Source organism: Pseudomonas caspiana (assembly GCF_040224095.2).
Taxonomy (GTDB): Bacteria; Pseudomonadota; Gammaproteobacteria; order Pseudomonadales; family Pseudomonadaceae; genus Aquipseudomonas; species Aquipseudomonas caspiana.
On the sequence record NZ_CP167995.1, the window covers coordinates 5,249,021 to 5,268,651 of the forward strand.

15 protein-coding genes are annotated in these 19,631 nt (G+C 57.8%); 8 read left to right on the top strand and 7 right to left on the bottom strand.

The window, feature by feature from the left end:
- Positions 1 to 70 precede the first annotated feature (70 nt).
- Positions 71 to 2,860, top strand: a complete 2,790-nt coding sequence (locus tag ABRP31_RS23820; RefSeq protein WP_349972465.1) for a response regulator — start codon at positions 71 to 73, stop codon at positions 2,858 to 2,860.
- 78 nt (positions 2,861 to 2,938) lie between these two features.
- The gene (locus tag ABRP31_RS23825; RefSeq protein ID WP_087269679.1) at positions 2,939 to 3,535 is read left to right on the top strand and encodes a MarC family protein; all 597 of its coding nucleotides are present in this window, start codon (positions 2,939 to 2,941) and stop codon (positions 3,533 to 3,535) included.
- Between the two features lie 10 nt (positions 3,536 to 3,545).
- Here the strand turns inward: ABRP31_RS23825 and ABRP31_RS23830 are convergent, their stop codons facing one another.
- The 7 genes from ABRP31_RS23830 to cobG all read right to left on the bottom strand — a co-directional run bounded on the left by ABRP31_RS23830 (position 3,546) and on the right by cobG (position 10,637).
- Positions 3,546 to 4,187: a hypothetical protein gene (locus tag ABRP31_RS23830; RefSeq protein ID WP_087269682.1), complete on the bottom strand. Its 642-nt coding sequence runs from the start codon at positions 4,185 to 4,187 to the stop codon at positions 3,546 to 3,548.
- Positions 4,184 to 4,813: a hypothetical protein gene (locus ABRP31_RS23835; protein WP_349972466.1), complete on the bottom strand. Its 630-nt coding sequence runs from the start codon at positions 4,811 to 4,813 to the stop codon at positions 4,184 to 4,186. The genes ABRP31_RS23830 and ABRP31_RS23835 overlap by 4 nt, the downstream gene beginning before the upstream one ends.
- 103 nt (positions 4,814 to 4,916) lie before the next feature.
- Positions 4,917 to 5,714, bottom strand: a complete 798-nt coding sequence (locus ABRP31_RS23840) for a hypothetical protein (RefSeq protein ID WP_349972467.1) — start codon at positions 5,712 to 5,714, stop codon at positions 4,917 to 4,919.
- 520 nt (positions 5,715 to 6,234) lie between these two features.
- Positions 6,235 to 7,938: a precorrin-3B C(17)-methyltransferase gene (gene cobJ, locus ABRP31_RS23845; protein WP_349972468.1), complete on the bottom strand. Its 1,704-nt coding sequence runs from the start codon at positions 7,936 to 7,938 to the stop codon at positions 6,235 to 6,237.
- The gene (locus tag ABRP31_RS23850) at positions 7,938 to 8,669 is read right to left on the bottom strand and encodes a precorrin-2 C(20)-methyltransferase (protein WP_349972469.1); all 732 of its coding nucleotides are present in this window, start codon (positions 8,667 to 8,669) and stop codon (positions 7,938 to 7,940) included. The genes cobJ and ABRP31_RS23850 overlap by 1 nt, the downstream gene beginning before the upstream one ends.
- Complete coding sequence (locus ABRP31_RS23855; RefSeq protein WP_087269696.1) at positions 8,669 to 9,295, bottom strand: precorrin-8X methylmutase; 627 nt, start codon at positions 9,293 to 9,295, stop codon at positions 8,669 to 8,671. Before ABRP31_RS23855 ends, ABRP31_RS23850 begins: the two co-directional genes overlap by 1 nt.
- Positions 9,288 to 10,637, bottom strand: coding sequence for a precorrin-3B synthase (gene cobG / locus ABRP31_RS23860; protein ID WP_372489472.1), 1,350 nt, complete (start codon positions 10,635 to 10,637; stop codon positions 9,288 to 9,290). Before cobG ends, ABRP31_RS23855 begins: the two co-directional genes overlap by 8 nt.
- A gap of 132 nt (positions 10,638 to 10,769) precedes the next feature.
- On the opposite strand from cobG, the gene cbiE reads away from it, so the two are divergent.
- The 6 genes from cbiE (at position 10,770) to urtA (ending at position 19,534) form a co-directional block, all read left to right on the top strand.
- On the top strand, positions 10,770 to 11,972 hold the full coding sequence (gene cbiE, locus ABRP31_RS23865; RefSeq protein WP_349972472.1) for a precorrin-6y C5,15-methyltransferase (decarboxylating) subunit CbiE: 1,203 nt from the start codon (positions 10,770 to 10,772) through the stop codon (positions 11,970 to 11,972).
- The gene (locus ABRP31_RS23870; RefSeq protein ID WP_349972473.1) at positions 11,972 to 13,069 is read left to right on the top strand and encodes a cobalt-precorrin-5B (C(1))-methyltransferase; all 1,098 of its coding nucleotides are present in this window, start codon (positions 11,972 to 11,974) and stop codon (positions 13,067 to 13,069) included. Before cbiE ends, ABRP31_RS23870 begins: the two co-directional genes overlap by 1 nt.
- On the top strand, positions 13,066 to 13,803 hold the full coding sequence (locus tag ABRP31_RS23875) for a cobalt-precorrin-6A reductase (RefSeq protein ID WP_349972474.1): 738 nt from the start codon (positions 13,066 to 13,068) through the stop codon (positions 13,801 to 13,803). Before ABRP31_RS23870 ends, ABRP31_RS23875 begins: the two co-directional genes overlap by 4 nt.
- A 396-nt stretch (positions 13,804 to 14,199) precedes the next feature.
- Positions 14,200 to 14,670 (top strand): copper chaperone PCu(A)C, encoded by a 471-nt coding sequence (locus ABRP31_RS23880; protein ID WP_349972475.1) that lies wholly within the window; start codon positions 14,200 to 14,202, stop codon positions 14,668 to 14,670.
- A gap of 288 nt (positions 14,671 to 14,958) precedes the next feature.
- A complete protein-coding gene (locus tag ABRP31_RS23885; RefSeq protein WP_349972476.1) occupies positions 14,959 to 18,069 on the top strand; it encodes a hypothetical protein in 3,111 nt (1,036 codons plus the stop codon).
- Between the two features lie 199 nt (positions 18,070 to 18,268).
- A complete protein-coding gene (urtA, locus tag ABRP31_RS23890) occupies positions 18,269 to 19,534 on the top strand; it encodes an urea ABC transporter substrate-binding protein (RefSeq protein WP_087269718.1) in 1,266 nt (421 codons plus the stop codon).
- Positions 19,535 to 19,631 lie beyond the last annotated feature (97 nt).

Consider the following 19,631-nt stretch of genomic DNA (forward strand, 5'->3'; position numbering starts at 1 on the left):
CAGGGCTGCATGCAAAGATCAAAATAGAGTTTAGAGTTATCGGGCATTCATCTTACGAAGGGATTTCACCGTGCGCTGGCTCAGGATTGCCAAAAGTTTAACTGTAGGGCTGTTGGCTCTGCTCTTCGTGTTGTCGGCGCAAGCCCAGCCGAGTGCGGGATGGTCAACGTTGCTCGACACTCAGGCAAACCTGCAATTAAGCGACGTCCGTTCGGCCCGCTACCAGAACCAGCTCAGCCCCACCGACCTCGACCAGGTCGTTGCTGCTGATCGCAACAGCGCGTTATGGCTGCACTATCAATTACAACCCAGCGATCACGAACAACTCCTGCGCATCTTCGCGCCCGATCTTGCCAGCCTGGACCTTTATGTCCTGGAAGGCGACCAGGTACTCAACCATACGCGCACCGGTAACAGTGTCGCGCCCCAGAACAATGTCTTGCGGGCCAGCGATTTCATGCTGCCTATTCCGCAAAGCAATGCGCCTGTGGATATCTATCTGCGGCTGGTATCAACTCAGCAACTACGCCCCAATATCAGCCTGCAACCCGCGATAAACAGCGCAGCCGACGAGCGCGAGCCGTTTCTGTTCGGCCTTTTGTTTGGCTCGCTGGGCATGTTGATTCTGCAAAACCTGACGCGTTATGCGCATACGCGATCTCGCACCAATCTGTGGCTCGCAGGCTGTGAAGGGTTATTGGCCCTCAGCGCCGCACTGTTGCTCAACCTGCTGACTCCATGGCTCAAGACCTGGCACATCGCACAGACCCCCGCTGCGCATCTGACCCTGCTGTTCGCTGCACTCGCCGGCTTGATGTACGCCCACTCCTTTTTCATGCATCGCAATGTGGTAGTGCTCAATCGCCTTTTAATGGGCAGCCTGGTGGTCATCGCCCTTGGCTGTCTGTTGATACTGTTCGTCGATACGCTGCCACTCAACCTGCTGACCTTCGGGCTCGTGACCCTGGCGACCCTCAGTATCCTGTTCGCCTCTGCTTACCATTGGCAAAAAGGTTACTGGCCAGCCCGTCTGTTCGTGCTGTCGATGGTGACCTTCAACATTGGTTGCCTGGTCATTCTCCCGGCGCTGCTGTGGCTGACCTGGATTTCCCCGCAATGGCTGATCCTTACCCTGCTGGCAGTGTTCTGCTTCAGCGGTCTGTTGATGAGCGTTGCTATCAGTGAACGGCACCGCAGCTTCACCGAAGACAACTTCAGCATCAGTCGCGACAAGGCTGCCAGTAATGCAGAAATCAACGCCAAGGCGGAGTTTCTGGCCAAAATCAGCCATGAAATCCGTACGCCGATGAACGGCGTGCTGGGTATGACTGAATTGCTGTTGGGCACGCCGTTGTCGGTCAAGCAGCGTGACTATGTGCAGACCATTCACAGCGCAGGCAACGAGCTGCTCAGTCTGATCAATGAAATTCTCGACATTACCAAGCTTGAGTCGGGCCAGATCGAGCTGGATGACGTGCAATTCGACCTCAGCGCACTCATCGAAGACTGCCTGAACATCTTCCGCGCCAAGGCTGAGCAACAAGAAGTGGAGCTGATCAGCCTGATTCAGCCGCAAGTACCCCGCGTCATCAGCGGCGACCCGACGCGCTTGCGCCAGACCGTGCTGAGCCTGCTGGAAAACGCCCTTAGGAAAACCGACGAAGGCGAGATTCTGGTAGTGGTCGCACTGGACTCACGCGCCGGCAAACCCCGCCTGCGCATTGCGGTGCAGGACAGCGGTGAGGCGCTCTCCGCTGACGAACGTGACGCACTGCTGCATGCCGAACTGCACAGCAAGAACTTCATGGCGTCGAGCAAACTGGGCGGGCACTTGGGGCTGGTCATTGCTCGCCAGTTGATCGTATTGATGGGCGGCGAATTCGGTATTCAATCCGGCGCGACTCACGGCAGCACGCTGTGGCTGAGCCTGCCGCTGGACCCTAATCGCCTGCAGCAACCGCCACTGGATCTCGACAGCCCGCTCAAGGGTGCTCGCGTGCTAGTGGTTGATGACAATGAGACGTGCCGCAAAGTCCTGGTCCAGCAATGCAGCGCCTGGGGGCTGAACGTTAGCGCCGTGTCTTCCGGCAAAGAAGCTCTGGCGCTGTTGCGGACGAAGGCACATTTGCGTGATTACTTTGATGTGGTGCTACTGGATCAGAACATGCCAGGTATGACCGGCATGCAACTGGCGGCCAAGATCAAGGAGGATCCGAGCCTCAACCACGACATCCTGCTGATCATGCTGACCGGCATAAGCAACGCGCCGAGCAAAATCGTTGCCCGCAACTCCGGAATCAAGAGAATCCTGGCCAAGCCCGTCGCTGGCTACACACTCAAAACCACTCTGGCGGATGAGCTCACCCAGTTGAACAAAGGCGCGACCTCGCATCAGGTCACGCCGCTACAGAGTGTTCCGGTCAAGGTACCCAGCGACTTCCGCATTCTGGTTGCAGAAGACAACAACATCTCCACCAAAGTGATTCGCGGCATGCTCGGCAAGCTGAACTTGAACCCGGACACTGCCAGTAACGGCGAAGAAGCCTTGCGAGCGATGAAAGCGCAGCGCTATGACCTGGTACTGATGGATTGTGAAATGCCGATTCTGGATGGCTTCTCCGCCACCGAACAGCTGCGCGCATGGGAAGTCGGCAACCAGCGGGTGCGCACCCCCGTGGTGGCGCTGACCGCGCACATTCTGACCGAACACAAGGATCGCGCCCGGCAGGCTGGCATGGATGGTCATATGGCCAAACCGGTTGAGCTGTCGCAGTTGCGCGAGCTGGTTGAGCATTGGGTCGCTCAACGTGAAAAGGCTCGTACCCTGACATCGAACAGTGACCTTTACCAAAAAAATTGATCTGTTGCTGCACCGCTACGTCCGTCTATTGCGCCCTGATAGACTCGCCACGTATTTATCTGCTGCCGAGCCCAAGCCATGCTGCATGTGTTGTTCAGCGTTTATCTGAAGATGCTGGTGCTTTACAGCCCGTTCTTCGTCTTGTCCTGCTTCATCAGCCTGACTCGCGGCCACTCGCGCAAAGAGCAACGGCGCCTGGCGTGGAAAGTAGCGCTGGCAACCCTGATCTCCAGTGTGCTCCTGTACCTGTTCGGCCGGGTGATATTCAGCGTGTTCGGCATCACCGTTGACGCCTTCAGGATTGGCGCAGGCAGTGTGCTGTTCATTTCGGCACTGGGCATGGCGCAAGGCAAGTCAGCGGTACAAACCGACAATGTTCAGCAGGACGTCACCATCGTCCCGCTGACCATCCCGCTCACTGTCGGCCCCGGCACCATTGGTGCACTGCTGGTAATGGGCGTCAGCCAGCCTCACTGGGATGACAAACTGACCGCCATTGTCAGTATTGCCCTGGCCAGCCTGACGGTTGGCGTCGTGCTTTACATGGCCAATAACATCGAACGCATCCTCGGCGAACAAGGCTTGCAGATCGTCAGTCGGTTGATGGGGTTATTCGTGTGTGCGCTGGCGGCGCAGATTATCTTTACCGGGGTTCGCGGCTATCTGGTGCCTTGAAGGCCCGAATTCATATTTCCTGAATTGCCAGGCGTGTAACGTTTCTCAGTTTTGAATTGATGCTTTCCCGTTGAGTTGCATATTGGTCACGATGGAGCTCATAAACTCCGCCCGTGATGCGCAATACGATGTCGCGTTCGACTCGCTCGGAGAGGCCCAGGATATCAACCTCGGTGTAGGCATTGGCGTGTAACGCGCACAGCATGATCAGGATCCGCCCGTCAGGCGTTTTTTCACAGCCGACCACCTGAAAAGTGCGTAGACGACCACTGCCTCGGCCTTGCTGGAAAAACAATCGCGCATCCCTGTCGATTCTTACTTTCCTCAGGCTTTGCTGCATCAGCCTGCCAAGGCTGGCCGAGCCTATAGTCCCGTTAACACCGGGAGCTATCTGCTCAAGCTCTTCGGCGTCAGTGATCACCATTGGGTCTTTCACGATGCGAGCTCGCACCGTGCTGAATCTCTCCAGCCGGTTGCGGTAATACTCCATCCAGCTGGTCCAGAATTCACTGCGGTCGAAGGTCTGGCTCGCGAAGTAATCGGCGTACCTCAACAAGTCCGAGAGATCCTTCTTCTCTTCGCGGCTCAGCCCGGCCATGAAGGAAACAAGATTGCTGCCAGCAATGACGACGTTCGATGTCATCTCATTCATGGCTCTTCCCCCACTCGTGCAGTCAACGTCTTCTTTCTTTCGGCCAAGGCAGATTCGAAAGCGTCCCGGTACATCTCGTAGTGGATATCCAGCAGTTCTGCGGAAAAGAACATGACGTCAATGGCACCGACAATAAGCGTCGGATCGAGGGACATCTGCAGCGGGTCGTCATCCAGAGGTTGCGTTGTATTGAACGACACCATTACCGAATGCAGGATGGACTCTGCAGACACAAAGCTGACCTGAAACTGTCCGCTGAACACCGCTATCGACTGCTGACCAGAGGTCGAAGCAGTACATTCACACGGGCTGATCCTGGCCAGCAACGGACTGGCCAGGGCGACATAATCGCGCGCTGTGTCAGGCAAACCGATGACCTTTGTCTCGGCAAATACATCGTTAATCAGTGTCCAGACGTCAAACGCAGCTGAACTGTCCGGCGTATGGTTGTACGCTTTGCTGGTGCGTAGCTGCCAGCCAAAGGTGGTCATTGCGTCCAGATAGGTTTGCCGCCAGCAGGAATAATCGGACACTCTCGATATTTTTTTATCGGCTGCCAGTTGCGCATAAAGTGTCGACGCAAGAATATCCGACTTCATGGTCGACGCCACTCGCCGGTCGAACATTATAAAATCCCGGGCATTAACATAGGCATCCAACGCTATATCACACATATTACGCCTCCTGAATATTAAATAGACGGGGGCTCACGCCCCCTTTTGCAACACTTCAGATCGGGTAACTGGCGATATCGCGCTGTGCTTTTTCACGCAACTTGCCAACAATAGCTTCACGGTGAAAGCTGTACTCTTCCTGATCGAGAATCCAGGCAGCCTCCCCACGAGAAATATTGATTGCAGAGTGATACCACTCCGTGAACAACACATCGACTGTATTGATTCTCAGGCTGCAGCGCAGCGCACCTAATGCAAAATAAACCTCGCCTCGAGATTCAATACATGAACCAATACAGAAATTTCCTTTGTCGTAGTCGCGAGTATGTCTTTTGAACAGTTCCACTGGCTCATTACTGACTTGAAGCGTTTCGATAGCGTCTTTTGCCACCTTGGCCAATACCATCGCGGCAGGCCCAGGGCCAGCCATTGCGGCAATGGCTGAACCCAGGATTTTCAGCCCGACCTGCTCCATCGTGAAGCGCTGATCGGTCGTCCGGTATTGAGCGTAATCCCAGTGTTCCGGGACCCAGCCCAGCCCGTTCATGACGCTGTAGAATTTGTTGAACCAGTTTTCGCCGCCTCGTTCCAGGCCAAATGCGTTGTCGGCAACGAGCACCGCCAGCAGCACCGTCTTTTTCACGGCATCCTTGTTTTCTCGCGACATTCCCGCGACGAACCCCAGAATAGTGTTGGCAACTACGGCACCCTCATCGTTCTTTGGATCAAGGTCCAGCGCCCGCGTCATTCGTGCGCGGCTCATGGCGACCGGTGCAGCAGTATCGAGGTCCAGGCCTCGTACAAAACTGATTCGTTCAGCCGGGTTTTCAAGAGAGTCGAATGTATCATTCATAAAAAATTCCTTTTAGTTAAAGACTCGTCCACGAGTCAGTCTTCAGTTCATGCGGACTTTCAAGGCAAAACCTCACCTCGTCGTTATAAAGCAAATACATATGATGGAATGCCTGTTTAGAGGCGGTAATAGATTAACTAGTCAAACTCATAACATCCGTTACATCGAAACTACACGCTCAGCCTAGGCAAATAATTTACCGATAGCAACTGGCGGTAATCCATGACAAAACTTTTATAACACTACCAACTTACCGCAAACAGGACGTGGCGCCCGAGCACTTACTCACACACAAGAACCTTCGGACAGAACAAGTTATAGAAAGCCAGTAAGAAATCGCATATTCCTACAGGGAATTAGTACATAGGAGAGATTGGGAACAGCGGTCTGGGCACTGGAACGCAGCGCCTTTCTCTTCAGGAAGTGATATGGCGACAGGAAGCTGCTGTCGGCAGCCCCCGAACCTTGTCTGCCGGAAGCATAAAACCCAGGGAGCTGCCACCGCCCTCAACTGCCTGAGCTAGCCAGTCGGTTTTCCGCCATACCACCGAGGCGTGTAAACCCACTGACTCCCATCAGGACGTGCAAAAGTGCAGGTCGTTGATGAACCAATCAGCACCATCGTGCGCATGTCGACCTGATCCGGCGTCAACTCGCCTAGCGTGATGATGCGCAAGGTCTGACCCGGTCGACCTATATCACGCCCCAACGTCACGGGCGTTTCAGGCGTGCGGTGCTGGCGGACGATCTCCAGCGCGCGCCCCAGCTGCCATGGGCGGGAACGGGAAATCGGGTTGTAGAAGGCCAGCGCCAGATCAGCCTGAGAGGCTAGATCCAGACGCTTCTCAATGATATCCCAGGGTTTGAGGTTGTCCGACAGCGACATTACGCAGAAGTCATGCCCCAACGGCGCACCGGCCTGAGCAGCGGTTGCCAATGACGCGGAGACACCGGGCAGGATTTCCAGATCGACGTTGTGCCAATCAGGGTTGGTCGATTCGTGCAGCGCTTCCAGCACCGCCGAGGCCATGGCAAACACACCAGGGTCGCCGGACGACACCACAACGACTGAACGCCCGGAAGCTGCCAATTCGAAAGCGTGTCGGGCACGCTGCATTTCTTCACGGTTATCGGTGCAGTGCATGACCTGATCAGCGCGGAACGGCCCGGCCATGCGCACATAAGTTTCGTAGCCCAGGATGTCATTGGCCCGAGCCAGTTCGGCCTTGACCGCGGGCACCATCAGATCTGCGGCACCCGGCCCAAGGCCGATAACCGCAAGCCTGCCCCGCCCTTTACCAATCTGCTGAACATCCAGCGGTTGGGGCGCGACGGTAATTGCCAGGTCGTCATTCACGCTGATCGGCGGCAACAGTTGCGGCACGGCTTGCGCAGCCATATCAACCGCGCAGGCCGCTGGCACAAAGCGCAGCGCAACATCCAGCTCAATGGCAGCCTGATGCAGCAACGGATCGGCCATCTGCGAATCAGCCGCCAACAGGCAGGCCAGCGACTGAATAGCGATACCCGCATCGTGCAGCGCAGCCCGGATGCTGGCTGCCAGCCCGGCACTGATTGCCGTGACAGCCACCGCCACGCTGCGCGGGTAGATCAGCAACTCGTTGGCCGACGGCTCACGTTCGGCGCAGCTCACGTGTATCGCCAGTTGTGCGTGCTCATCTTCCGGCAGTTGTGCCTTGGCCAGCCAGGGCGCGGCACCTTCAATACGCACGCTTTCGCCAGAGAGCAGATCAGAGACAAAACGCTTGCCCAGTTCCAGATCACCCAGCGCGTAGCCGCTTGGAGGATTGAGCAGGCAGGTACCGAAACGCAGCTCGCCACTGGTAGTGATCGCAGGAGCAATGCCCAGACCGGCAGCAATCTCCCGTGCCATGACGTTGACGCCGCCCAGCCCGCCCAGCAGCGGCACTACGGCACTGGCGTCTTCAGCAATGGCGAGTACGGCGGGTTCAGCGCCTTTTTCCAGCAGCACAGGTGCTAGCGTGCGAATGACGATGCCCGCTGCGCACAGGGCAATGATCGGCGTGTTCTGTTGGTAGAACTGGCGCAGGGTTGCGCCAAATTCGCTGTAGGTTCGATCTGCGCCCTGCACTCGATCAACAAGACCGTAAATCAACGAGTCCGCGTACAACTGCTGAATGCGCCGCGCAGTTGCCAGGCTGCCATTGCCCAGAATCACAATGGCCGGAATGTTATGCGCCATCAGCCCTGCCACCTTTCGCCGGGAACAATGATCAGCGAGAAATACGGCGAAGACATCGGTACCACTTCATCCAGCGGGACGATTTTCTGATTGGCCATGGTAGCCCGCTCAACGTACAGCGCGCGACCGGCAAGGCCCAACTCTTCCAGCACTTGGCGAACTTTCGGGAAATTGCGGCCCAGCTTCATGATCACCGCCGCGTCGGCATCGGCCAGTTTTCGCTTGAGTTCCTCGTGGGGCAGCACGCCGGACAAGACCGACAGGCTCTGGTTGCGATACACCAGCGGCGCACCCAAGACCGAAGCACCGCCGAGCATCGAGCAGACGCCCGGTATGACTTGAGCCTCATACTTATCGGCAAGGCGATCATGCAGGTACATGTAGGAGCCGTAAAAGAACGGATCACCTTCGCAGATCACCGCCACATCACGTCCGGCGTCCAGATGGGCCGCCACGTCGACACTGGCTTCATCATAAAAATCACTGATGACTTTTTCATAGGACATTGGCGCGGGCAACGCTTCGGTGGTCACCGGGTAAACCAGTGGCATCAAGGTCTGAGCGTCCTGCAGATGACCTTCGATGATGCCGAACGCGTTGCCCTTCTTGCCCTTGGCAACGAAGTAGGCAACCACTGGCGACTCGCGCAGCAGGCGCAGTGCCTTGACGGTAATCAGCTCCGGGTCACCGGGACCGACGCCCAAGCCAATCAATCGACCGCGTGCCTGCATTATTCGATCTCCGTGGCCAGTGCGTTGACCGCAGCCACCGCCATGGCGCTGCCACCACGACGACCCTGCATGATCACAAACGGCACGCCACGGCTGTCAGCGGCGAGCATGGCCTTGGACTCGGCAGCGCCGACGAACCCGACAGGGAAGCCAAGGATCAGGGCCGGTTTCGGCGCACCTGCGTCGAGCATTTCAAGCAGATAGAACAGCGCAGTCGGTGCGTTGCCAATGACCACGACACTGCCTTCCAGATGTTCACGCCAGTGCTCCAGCGCCACCGCCGAACGGGTGTTGCCCAGCTCCAGAGCCAACTCGCGCACGCCTTCATCATGCAAGGTACAGATAATCTGATTGTTGGCCGGCAGGCGAGTCCGCGTGATGCCTTCGGACACCATGCGCGCATCGCAGAGAATCGGCGCGCCAGCGGCCAGCGCATCGCGTCCGGCCTTGCCCGCACCTTCCGAGAAGCGCAGGTCTTCGATGACTTCAACCATGCCGCAGGCATGGATCACGCGCACGGCGAGTTTTTCCAGGTCGGCAGGGATCGTCTCCAGCCGCGCTTCCGCACGAATGATCGAGAAGGAGTTGCGATAAATCTCCTGACCATCGCGGATGTAATCAATCATGGGTGCTGCTCCGTGAGTCGGCGATCAACAATGCGCCGGCTGCTTCAATAGTGAGGTCACGCGCTTGCAGAGCACCGAAACCGGGCTGCGCTGCATCGCGAAAATAAAGGTCATAGTGGCCGGGGGAAACTGCCAGCAAGGTCACCGAGGCCAGGTGCGCCGCTGCGCACGAGCGCTTGCAGGCCGACAGGTGTACCGCCCGGCTGACGCCGCTGCGTTGCAATTGCCCGGCCAGCAGCCGTGCATCAGTTTTGGTGTCGGCCAGTCCCTTGGCGCAATCGGTCGAACCGGTGCAGGCGATGATCTGTGCCAACGGCTGATCGGCGGAACACAGCAGCCCGGCGGCCTCCAATGCAGACAACACCTGCTCGCCCCGCTCGCTCGGGACATTCGGCAACAACAGGCTTTGCCACGGGGTCAGTCGCAGGCTGCCGTCGCCAAAATCAGCCGCCAGTCGTGCAACAGCGTTCAGCATCGCAGGATCGAGTCGTCCCAATGGAACGCCCCCGCCCACTGCAACCTTTCCGGCTTGCTGCTGTGGATAAACCCCAAGGTGCTGGTTGCTGACGATTGCTGGACGTCGCCAAGCGGTTATTTTTTGATCAACACGCAGTTCAATACTCAAGCGCTGCTGCAGGTTTGCCAGAAGCTGCTGCGCCGGAACTTCCTCCAGCAGATGTCGCATGCGCACCTGCTCCGGGCGCGCCAGATCGAGAAACAGCTCAAGCACCGCTAATACCAGCTCTAGCCCGTTAGCCATCGGAACCGCTGCCAATGGCGAGTCTTGAGCAGGGCAACCCGCCAGACCGAAGCCCAGCATGATCTCGCCGCCCACCTTCAACGCCGACAGCCACAGATCATGCGGATGTTCGAGCATCACCATGGCTTCGCCGCCGTCCAGTGACAGGGCGAATTTGGGCGACAGGTCATGAAAGCGCGGATTGTTTTCCAGCGCAGCCAGAATCTGCGCGGCCAAAGGTCGCACGTCCAGCAGCATATGCGGGTCCAGGCCAGCCACAGGGCTGAGCATCAGGTTACGCACATCGTCGCTGTCGGGGTTATTTGGGCCAAGCCCGGCCGCCAACAGCGTGTCGATCAAGGCAATCTGTTGATCGCCGATGCCGCGAATCTGCAGGTTGGCCCGGTTGGTGGCTTCGATCACGCCGTGGGCGTAGGTTTGCGCTGCGTTTGCAACAGCTTGAGCCTGAGCCGCGCTGATCGAGCCGCCTGCCAGTTTGATCCGGCAGATGCCGCCATCCAGTGCCGGGACGATACGCAGCAACCCCGGGCAAGCCGAGGGGCGTAGCGATGCGGATGGTGTGCGAGCGGACTTCTGCTCGATCAATGGATCACCTTGATGAAACGGAACGGGTACTGGAATTGGTCACTTGTGCCCCTTGGGCGCGGTATTATGCCTGCTTTGTCCGCAGGCATGAAAAGCCGCTCTGTCGGAAGACCGGATTGAGGTAAGCAAATGTCGCCCTGGCTGACAGTCGTGGGAATTGGTGAAGATGGCTACAAAGGCTTGGGCAAGAACGCCCGGCACGCTCTATTGCGCGCCGATCAGGTGTTCGGCGGGCCGCGTCAGCTGGATTTGCTGCCGCCTTGCATCAAGGCTGAACGCCGCGCCTGGCCCACCCCTTTCTCGCTGAATCCAGTACTGGAACAGCGCGGTGCCGAAGTCTGCGTGCTAGCCAGTGGCGATCCAATGCTGTTTGGTGTGGGTGCCAGCCTTTCGCGTGTGGTTGCCGTCGAAGAAATGCTGATCCTGCCTGCACCCTCCTCCTATTCCCTCGCCGCGGCTCGTTTGGGCTGGCCGTTGCAGGACGTGGTCACGCTGTCCGTAGTGGCCCGACCACTGGCCGCACTGAATGCCCGGTTCCATCATGGCGTGCGCCTGCTGATTCTGAGCAACGACGGCACGAGCCCGGCAGCGATTGCCGGTTTGCTGCGCGATCGTGGTTTCGGCCCGAGCTACATGACCGTGCTGGAGCATCTGGGCGGTACGGCCGAACGTCGTGTGGACGGTTTGGCCAGTGAATGGGCCAATCCTGAAATCGCTGCGCTGAATGTAGTGGCGATCGATTGCCGTGCCGACGCCAATGCCTTGCGTCTTTCGCCACTGGCCGGTTTGCCCGACGAGGCCTTCGAGCATGACGGCCAACTGACCAAACGCGATGTCCGGGCGATCACTCTGGCGCGTCTGGCCCCGGTGCCAGGCGAGTTGCTGTGGGACGTCGGCGCGGGTTGCGGCTCTATCGGTATTGAATGGATGCGCGCCCATCCCACTTGCCGAACACTGGCGATTGAGGCCGACGAAGGCCGTCAGCAGTTGATCGAGTTCAATCGCGACGCGCTGGGCGTACCGGGCCTGCAATTGGTGCGCGGCAGTGCTCCACAAGCCCTGATCGGACTTGAACGCCCCGACGCGATTTTTATCGGCGGCGGTGTGACCCGTCCCGGCATGCTGGACGCCTGCTGGCAGCAACTGCGCTCTGGCGGTCGCTTGGTGGCCAATGCCGTCACCTTGCAAAGCGAAGCAACGTTGATGGCCTGGCGCGATCTACATGGCGGTGAACTGACCCGCATACATATTGCCCACGCCAAACCATTGGGCGAATTCGATACGTGGCGTCAGGCACTGCCTATCACCCTGCTGGATGTGATCAAACCCTGATGCGTGACGAAACCGCTGAACAACCCGCACCGCTACGCAGTGGCCTGACTACAGGCAGTTGCGCGACCGCAACCTGCCTGGCAGCCGCGCGACTATTGCTGGGCGGCGAAGTCAACGATGCGGTGGAGATCATCCTGCCCAAAGGCAAGCGGGTACAAATGCGCCTGGAGTTTTGCCGACTGGTTGCGGATGGAGCGGAGGCTGGCACGATCAAGGATGCCGGTGATGACCCTGATGTCACCCACGGCGCCCTGGTGTTTTCTCGCGTGCGCCTGCTGGACGAGCCAACCGTTCAGTTTGTCGCAGGCCGGGGCGTGGGCACTGTCACGCGACCCGGTCTGGTGTTGAAAGTGGGTGAGCCCGCGATCAACCCGGTGCCACGGATGATGATCATTGAACACCTGCAAGCGCTGGCAAACGAGCTGGGTTACAGCGGCGGCTTTGAAATCACGGTAAACGTCGAAGGCGGCGAAGCTCTGGCGTTGAAGACCATGAACCCGCGCCTCGGGATTGTCGGCGGGTTGTCTATTCTGGGCACCAGCGGCGTTGTCCGGCCGTTCTCCTGTGCGGCCTACATCGCCTCGATTCATCAAGGTATCGACGTCGCCAAAACCAACGGCTATCTGCACATTGCCGCCTGCACCGGCAACGCCAGCGAAGACACCATGCGCCGCTTCTACCAGATGCCGGACATCGCGCTGATCGAAATGGGCGACTTTGTCGGTGCCGTGCTTAAACACCTGCGCAAAGTGCCGGTGGCCAAGCTGAGCATCTGCGGCGGCTTTGGCAAAATCAGCAAGCTAGCCGCGCGGCATATGGATCTGCACAGCCGGCATTCCAGTATCGATCTGCCGCAACTCGCGCAATGGGCGGCGGATGGCGGAGCTGATCAAGCACTGCAGCAGGCAATCCTTGAAGCCAATACCAGTCAGCAGGCCTTGGCGATGTGCGCTGCTGTGGGCGTGCCATTGGGCGACATTGTTTGTCAGCATGCTCTGGACTTCGCCCGCAGCGTGGTTCCGGCGCAGGTTGAAGTGGAAGTCTTCGCGATTGATCGCCAGGGTGGCATCGTCGGCACGGCTGGGGTCAATCCATGAAGCGCGTGCTACTGCTCGGCGGTGTGACCGACGCACTGGCCATCGCTCGCACCCTCGGCCCGCAGCATATCTACAGCCTCGCGGGCGTGGGCCGAGTGCCGACTGACCTTGCCTGTGAAGTGCGAGTCGGCGGTTACGGTGGCGCTGATGGGCTGGCGCAATTCATTGCCGAACGCGGTATTGATTTACTGATCGACGCGACTCACGCATACGCCGCGCAAATCAGCCATAACGCCGCCCGTGCCGCAGAACAGGCCAACGTCCCTTGCTGGGCATTGCGACGGCCAGCCTGGCAGGCGGGTCCGAAGGACGATTGGCGGGAGGTGGCGGACTGGGCCGAACTGGTTCAGGCCCTCAAGCCTTTCCAGCGACCATTGTTCACCTTGGGCCGCGAACCATTGCAGCATCTGGATGAAATCCCCGCGCATCAGTTCTGGACGTTACGCGCCCTGGAAAACACCCTGCGCGACGTGCCGCAGCACGAGCGCTGTGAAGTCATCGGCGCACGCGGTCCGTTTCTGCTGGAGGACGAACGCGCGCTCTTTCGGCAGCGCAATATTGATGTGTTGATCAGCAAGAACAGCGGCGGTGATGCGACCGAAGCCAAGCTGGAAGTGGCGCGGGAATTGAAAGTCCCGGTAGTGATCCTGAAACGCCCGGAGTTGCCGAAGGTGGACCGGGAGTTTGGGTCTGCGAGAGCGTTGTTTGAGGCGCTGCATCAGTATCAGCTCTGACGCTGATTCCGTAGGACCGAATTTATTCGGGAAGGTGGTACTAAGGTAATTTCTCAGCAGGTCTGCCGTTATCGCGAGCAAGCTGACTCAGGTCCATGCTTGCTGCGCGACAGCGCGGCGTCTGACGACGGAGACGCTCCCATCAAAAAATGCAATCACATGACCTGGAATGCTTTTCTGTAGGAGCTCACGAGCACCGCGAGGCAGCGATGGCGTCCTGTCTGATACACCGCCATCGCGGCCTCGCGGTGCTCGTGCACTCCTACAGGTCTTTGCTTGCTTCGCGACAGCGTGGTGTCAGCGAGACGTGGGCAACTCCCACCGGGATTGCGCGGGGCTTTTTACATCGGCTGGCTGTTCAGGCTAAATGAAAGTCCAATCGACAGGAGTCTGTTCATGCTGAAGCAACTGCTGATGCTGACTGCATTATTGCTGCCAGTGAGTTACGCCAACGCCAATGACTATCGCGCCGCCGAGCTGAAGATTGCTGCCCCTTGGTCCATGGAGCTGCCGCCCAATGCGCCCAACGTCGCGGCCTATTTCGTCATACACAACAACGGCCAGAACGCAGACCGTCTGCTCAGCGTTGAAACCCCGATCGCCGGAAAGGCTGAGCTTCACGAACACGTCCACGCCAATGGCCTGATGAAGATGCAGCAAGTGCCGAACGTGGAAGTACCGGCAGGCGGCGACACCGTGTTCGCGCCAATGGCTTATCACGTGATGCTCCTGGACCTGAAGGACAAGGCTGCGCTCACGGAGGGCAAAACCTTCCCGTTGACCTTGCACTTCGAGAAATCAGGTGCGGTCACGGTAGAGGTTGAAGTGTTGAAACAGCCGCCTGGAGCGTCGGCACACAGTCATTGAAGGCTCACCCAGGCAGATTCGATATTGCTGAATGTGCCTCCCGTTGTAGTAGTTGCCGAAGGCTGCGAAGCATTTCCTTCGCCATCGTAGCCTTCGGCAGCTCCTACAGGTCCTGTGTCTGCTGCGCGACAGCGCGGTGCCATGGACACGTAAATGTCGTGCCTTTAACCTCTGAACGCCTACAAGTCTTGCAGGAATATCCCAAACAAAAAACGTCCTCCAGCCGACAGACGCGCTGACCCAAATCCGATTTCGTGAGCGGCATCTTTCATAAAACGAAACGAAATCATGTCTACTCAATCTGCTTCACCCGCTGCCAGCAACGCAGCGTATCCACCCGATTTGCGCACCGTCGCTGAACAGGAGTTTCTGCGCCTACTCCGAAGCGACAGCCCCCAGGCCAGCCTGGACATGAGTCGCACCTGGCTGACGTCCTACACACTCAAGCCCCTGACGATCCCACCCTTCACACAGCTCCCGGAGGAAAGCCACCCGACCATTGAACGCTCGCTGCGTCAGTTCCTGCGCTCGGAACCCGTGCGAGATACATTGCTCAGCCACTTTCTGGAACGGTCGAGCTTTGATCCATCCGTCCATGCAGGCTTCTACAAAGCCGCTAACACGGTGGCGGAATCCGACGAGATCGCGCATCTCGAATGCCAGCAAATCCTGGACCTTTACACACGCTTCAACAGTGCGCTTGAACCGGTCTATCGCCAGCAACTCGCTGACTACTGGACCTACCTCCACAATGGCATCAGCCGCCGTGAGCGATTCATCGCTGAGCGAAAAAAAGCCTTACTGCTGGAATCCATAGCGGCCGTGGAGCAAAGCCTGCTCACGACCACCCAGCACTTGATGCTTGAAGAGCAACTGAACAGGCCGCGTATTGCTGATAACAACAGTGTGCAGAAATATGGTGCCTTTCAGTTGGCACTGGTGGATGGGCAAGGTGAAGCACAGATTTTACCCGGCGCGTTTGTACTGACTCATACCCATAGCCCGCAGCCACCGGCGCTGACTGACACCAATCTGGGTGAAGTACTGCTTTGTACCGAACATCAGGGGCTGGAAGGTTTCGAGAGCATCGCAACGATGATCCGCTCATTGGGGGTGCGCTTTAACGACGCAATACAAAAGCAGGTTTTACTCCAGAACCTCAGCGCTGATTCACGAGAGAAAATCCTCAAACTCACGCCAGCCGTGCCCGCATGGCGTCTATCGGCACTGAGCGGCGATGTGCTGCAAAAACTGTTCGATCAGCAAGTGGCCAGGCAACAAGCCGACTTCAGCTACCTGGTTCGGCAGGCAAAGACATCCAGGGTCAATCCGGATGAGTTTGCGCGGACCTTGCCCGTGCAACTCGCCCAGGCTGCGCACCTGGACAATGCGCTCATGCTTGATCGTAACGACCATCGCATGATCACCAGTCACATGCCGCACTGGTGGCAGAACGTAAGTCGCGAGCACCAGCAGCACTGGGTCGCCGCGGCGCAGGATTACAGCAAATCCATCATGCAGCTGCATCACCTGTGCACCAACCTGCCTGACGGCCCGCAACCCCAGGGAGCTCATCAGGCGGCGTGGCTAGAAAACGTGAAAAACCTCGCCATCTCCCAGCTGCGCATGGATCAGGTACAGGCTCAGACCGACCGGCTGCCGAGTGTGGCCAAAGCCTGGATGAAGGTCATTATTGATAGCCCTTGCGTCGAGGAGCGGCAGAAGGTCGATGGCCAAACCATCAACCTCGATTTCATGATCCTTGAGCAACATCCGCTCCCGGATGTCATGCGTATTGCCCCGCTAGGTTCAACACCCAGACAGCCATTGTTGCTCTGCACCCTCAACGCACCGGACAGTCGAGTATTTCGCTGGTTTCCCGATGAGGCAACCATGCGTGAAGAGTTTCTGGAGAATCCTGATTTCACTCGATACCTGCTGCGTCAATTGCCCGAGGAAAGCCGGCCAGTGGAATGCAGCGCCGAAGAGTACGAGCAATGGCTCAAGCATTTTCGTGCAAGGGACACATTCAAGCATCTGCAAACGCCAGCCAGGCTGCCCAGCTTGATTTTTGGCGAACCTGATTACGTTGATGAGGGCGAGGACTACCTCATGACCCATCACGACCTGAAACACACTCGCCAACAGACGCTTCACTTGAGGCCCGAGGTGATCAAGAAACACGGTTCGTTGTTTGGAAGCATCGCGCTGAATATTGCCATGCTGTTCATTCCCTCACCTGTGCTCATCGCGTTGGCGGCCGGTGTCGGTCTGTTCAAACTCTGGGAGGCTTTCCAGCATCTCAGGGAAGGTGATTACTATGGGGCTGCCTTCGAATTGTTGTGTGCTGTTGGCTACCTTGGGGCTGCTGCGCTGGGTCGATGGGTGATAAATCGCGAGCCCTTCACCGCACTGGAAAATCTGCGCCCTGCTTCGCCATTGGTCCAGCGCACCAGCGCCGAGGGTGAGGAGCAGATCGGTTTTCTGGAGTCCTCCACCAGCCCTCCTTCGCAGCAGACCGATCTGGATGCGGTTGTGCCATACGACGCTGATCAGTTTCACGCCGTGCAGATAGGCGACAGACAGTACTTCATCAAACGTCGGCCCTGGCTGTTTGGTCACTGCCAGCTGTATCGGGTAGACGTCGCCAATCCTGACGTGTTGATTAAAGAGCCGGCCTATGCGGTGGAGTCCAGCCCCGGCGTCTGGAACAGAATAGAAACACTGCGCACCAAAATCAGCAGTCTGGTGCTGAAGCAGTCAGATCAGGAATTGGGAGACGTGGTTCAGAATTGGCCGAACTCGGCGGACGAGGTCAGCAACGTGTCCAAACTGGCGTTCAATCGCAACTATCTGCGCCTGGCAAAAACCTCCAATACCGATGAACTGCCGGAAATACTTGATTACTGTGAGGGCGGCTCGCAACCTATCAACACGTTGTTGCGCGCACGCCTGAATACGCCGCTGACCGTCCGTTTTCTGAGCGAGTTCTATAGCCTCAACGAATATCAGGGAAAGGCTTACCGGGCCGCCTTGGTCAGTGCCGCAGGACTGCGAAAACTGACCAGCGAGATCGGGCAAGTGTTCGTCGATAACGGCGTGCAGTCAGCATCTGTCAGTCGCTGGAGCAGCGAGCAGTGGAGCCGTGACGGCTTCATTCGCCAGTCGGCAAGCAGTGAGGACAGTACCGTATTCGTCATATTCAACGAGTCGGTACCGAAGAAAAATCTGTTCACCAGCTTCCTGGGAGACCACGTAGCGATTGCGCCGTCCACGCCGCTGCAACTGGTGGCAAGCCGGCTGGTAGGCAAACGGTTCTACGTCTACTTCAAAAGCCCAACTGCCCTTCCGGATAAAATGTTCGATCTTTACTCCGGCAATACTGAGTTGATGCTGTAAAGCACAAGCACCAATTAAGCGCAGCCCCGCGCACCAGCCCGGCAAATAAGTTCCACGCTGGTGCGTTCATTTCCTGCCCACCCGGACAGTTTCCTGTTCCGGTGGGCTATTTCGCGCCTTGGCCCAGCCTTTGCTAAACAGCAATCAGATATGCGTTATCTCGTGCGCCCCATCGAATACCAATAACGGAGCTAGCCCAATGAAGCGTCGCAGTCTGATCAAAGCCTTTACCCTGTCCGCGTCTATCGCAGCCATGGGTCTCACCTGGACCGTTCAAGCGGCCGAGACCATCAAGGTCGGTATTCTGCACTCGCTGTCGGGCACCATGGCTATCTCCGAAACATCGCTCAAAGACATGGCGTTGATGACCATCGACGAAATCAATGCCAAGGGCGGCGTCAACGGCAAGATGCTGGAAGCGGTCGTCGTCGATCCGGCTTCCAACTGGCCGTTGTTTGCTGAAAAAGGCCGTCAGTTGCTGACTCAGGACAAGGTTGCTGTGGTATTCGGCTGCTGGACCTCGGTGTCGCGCAAATCTGTTTTGCCAGTGTTCGAAGAACTTAACGGCCTGCTGTTCTACCCGGTTCAGTACGAAGGCGAAGAGATGTCGCCGAACGTGTTCTACACCGGCGCGGCGCCAAACCAGCAGGCCATTCCTGCGGTCGAGTACCTGATGAGCGAAGACGGCGGCGCTGCCAAGCGTTACTTCCTGCTGGGTACCGACTATGTTTACCCGCGTACCACCAACAAGATTCTGCGCTCGTTCCTGCACTCCAAAGGTGTGGCGGACAAGGACATCGAAGAGGTCTACACCCCGTTCGGTCATGCTGATTACCAAACCATCGTTGCCAACATCAAGAAGTTCTCTGCGGGCGGCAAGACGGCTGTGATCTCGACGGTGAACGGCGACTCCAACGTGCCGTTCTATAAAGAGCTGGCCAATCAGGGTCTGAAGGCTACCGACGTACCGGTTGTGGCGTTCTCGGTGGGCGAAGAAGAACTGCGCGGTATCGACACCAAACCACTGGTCGGCAACCTGGCCGCGTGGAACTACTTCCAGTCGGTGGAAAACCCGGTCAACAAAAAGTTCGTAGCGGACTGGAAAGCTTACGCACTGAAGAAAAACCTCCCGAACGCCAAAACTGTCGTAACAAACGACCCGATGGAAGCCACCTACGTGGGTATCCACATGTGGGCGCAAGCGGTCGAGAAAGCCAAGTCCACCGACGTGGATAAAGTCCGCGAAGCCATGGCCGGTCAGACCTTTGCAGCGCCATCGGGCTTCACCCTGACCATGGACAAAACCAACCATCACCTGCACAAGCCAGTGATGATCGGCGAAATCCAGGATGACGGTCAGTTCAACGTCGTGTGGCAGACCAAAGAGCCAATCCGCGCCCAGCCGTGGAGCCCGTACATCCCGGGTAACGACAAGAAGCCGGATCATGCGGTGAAGAGTAACTAACTCGCTGGATGTTCGACCGGCCCTATGGCGCGGTCGAACACATCTTCTGTAGGAGCTGCCGAAGGCTGCGACAGGGTCTGCCTGACACACCGCGATC

Bases quoted from the DNA above. Each gene is read 5' to 3' on its own strand.
- urtA (WP_087269718.1), top strand. From the start codon at position 18,269: ATGAAGCGTCGCAGTCTGATCAAAGCCTTTACCCTGTCCGCGTCTATC.
- ABRP31_RS23870 (WP_349972473.1), top strand. From the start codon at position 11,972: ATGCGTGACGAAACCGCTGAACAACCCGCACCGCTACGCAGTGGCCTG.
- ABRP31_RS23825 (WP_087269679.1), top strand. From the start codon at position 2,939: ATGCTGCATGTGTTGTTCAGCGTTTATCTGAAGATGCTGGTGCTTTAC.
- ABRP31_RS23855 (WP_087269696.1), bottom strand. From the start codon at position 9,295: ATGATTGATTACATCCGCGATGGTCAGGAGATTTATCGCAACTCCTTC.
- ABRP31_RS23830 (WP_087269682.1), bottom strand. From the start codon at position 4,187: ATGAATGAGATGACATCGAACGTCGTCATTGCTGGCAGCAATCTTGTT.
- cbiE (WP_349972472.1), top strand. From the start codon at position 10,770: ATGTCGCCCTGGCTGACAGTCGTGGGAATTGGTGAAGATGGCTACAAA.
- ABRP31_RS23880 (WP_349972475.1), top strand. From the start codon at position 14,200: ATGCTGAAGCAACTGCTGATGCTGACTGCATTATTGCTGCCAGTGAGT.
- cobJ (WP_349972468.1), bottom strand. From the start codon at position 7,938: ATGGCGCATAACATTCCGGCCATTGTGATTCTGGGCAATGGCAGCCTG.
- ABRP31_RS23835 (WP_349972466.1), bottom strand. From the start codon at position 4,813: ATGTTCGACCGGCGAGTGGCGTCGACCATGAAGTCGGATATTCTTGCG.
- ABRP31_RS23875 (WP_349972474.1), top strand. From the start codon at position 13,066: ATGAAGCGCGTGCTACTGCTCGGCGGTGTGACCGACGCACTGGCCATC.
- ABRP31_RS23885 (WP_349972476.1), top strand. From the start codon at position 14,959: ATGTCTACTCAATCTGCTTCACCCGCTGCCAGCAACGCAGCGTATCCA.
- ABRP31_RS23840 (WP_349972467.1), bottom strand. From the start codon at position 5,714: ATGAATGATACATTCGACTCTCTTGAAAACCCGGCTGAACGAATCAGT.
- ABRP31_RS23850 (WP_349972469.1), bottom strand. From the start codon at position 8,669: ATGCAGGCACGCGGTCGATTGATTGGCTTGGGCGTCGGTCCCGGTGAC.